Here is a 1,199-nt window from a genome sequence, read left to right on the forward strand (position 1 = left end):
GCGCGACGCTCGGCACCGTCCCTGCCGTCCCAGGCTATCTCGCCCGAATCCGTGAGATCTGCGACCGGCACGGCGTGCTCTTCATCGCCGACGAGGTGATGTGCGGCATGGGCCGCGCCGGAGCAATGTTCGTCACTGGACAGGAGAACGTCAGACCCGACATTATCACCATCGCCAAGGGGCTGGGCGCGGGCTATCAGCCGATCGCGGCAACGATGGCGAGCGAGCGCGTCGCAGGCGCCATCGAGGCCGGCTCCGGCCTGCTCGCCAACGGGCACACCTATATGAGCCATGCGATCGCCTGCGCGGCTTCGATCGCGGTGATCGAGACAATCGAGGAAGAAGGGCTGCTCGACAATGTCAACCGCATCGGAGGCCTGCTGTCGCGCCGGCTTCACGAGGTCTTCGGGCAGCACCCCCATGTCGGCGATATCAGGGGGCGCGGCCTGTTCCACTCGCTCGAACTGGTCGCCAATCGCGAGACCAAAGATCCCTTCGCCGCGAAGAACCAGCTTGCCGCCAAGATCAAACAGGCGGCGCAGGACCTCGGGCTAATTTGCTATCCGTCGAGCGGTACGGCCGACGGCGTCAATGGCGACCATGTCCTGCTGGCGCCGCCATTCACGATCAATGAGGGCCATGTCGAGGAGATTGTTGAAAAACTCGGGCTGGCCTTGGCGTCGACTCTTCACTCTTCCAAGATCGCCGCCTGAGGAGCGCTCTCGTGTCACGCAAGACGATCCTGACCTGCGCCGTCACCGGCAACCTCACCTCGCGCGAGCAGCATCCCGGCCTTCCCGTCACGCCCGCCGAGATCGCCTCGGCAGCAGTCGAGGCAGGCAGGGCAGGCGCGGCCGTCGTCCACCTCCACGCACGCGATCCGGTCTCGACCAAAGGCAGCATGAATCTCGGGCTTTTCACCGAGATCGTCGATCGCGTCCGGCAGTCGGGCTCGGACGTGATCATAAACCTCTCGACCGGAGAAGGCGGACGCTTCGTGCCCGGCATCGAGGAGCCGGCTGTCGCCGCACCCGGAACGACATTGACCACGCCGGAACGGCGCGTGGCGCATGTCGAGGCGCTGAAACCCGAGATCTGTACGCTCGATCTCAACACGATGTTCTCAGGGACCGCGGTCGTCATAAACACGCCGCGCAACGTCACCGAGATGGCCAAGCGCATCTATGCCGCCGGCGTGC

General features: G+C 65.0%; 2 protein-coding genes. Both read left to right on the plus strand.

Annotated features, from left to right (window positions below):
* The coding region (locus AB4Y99_RS27720) for an aminotransferase class III-fold pyridoxal phosphate-dependent enzyme (RefSeq protein WP_441525616.1) at window positions 1–713 on the plus strand (713 nt) is incomplete at its 5' end.
* An 11-nt stretch (window positions 714–724) separates the two neighbouring features.
* Window positions 725–1,199: beta-keto acid cleavage family enzyme (locus AB4Y99_RS27725; protein WP_441525617.1), on the plus strand; the 475-nt coding region annotated here is incomplete at its 3' end.

The sequence above is a fragment of the Allobosea sp. TAB14 genome (genome assembly GCF_052113865.1).
Classification (GTDB): domain Bacteria; phylum Pseudomonadota; class Alphaproteobacteria; order Rhizobiales; family Beijerinckiaceae; genus Allobosea; species Allobosea spartocytisi.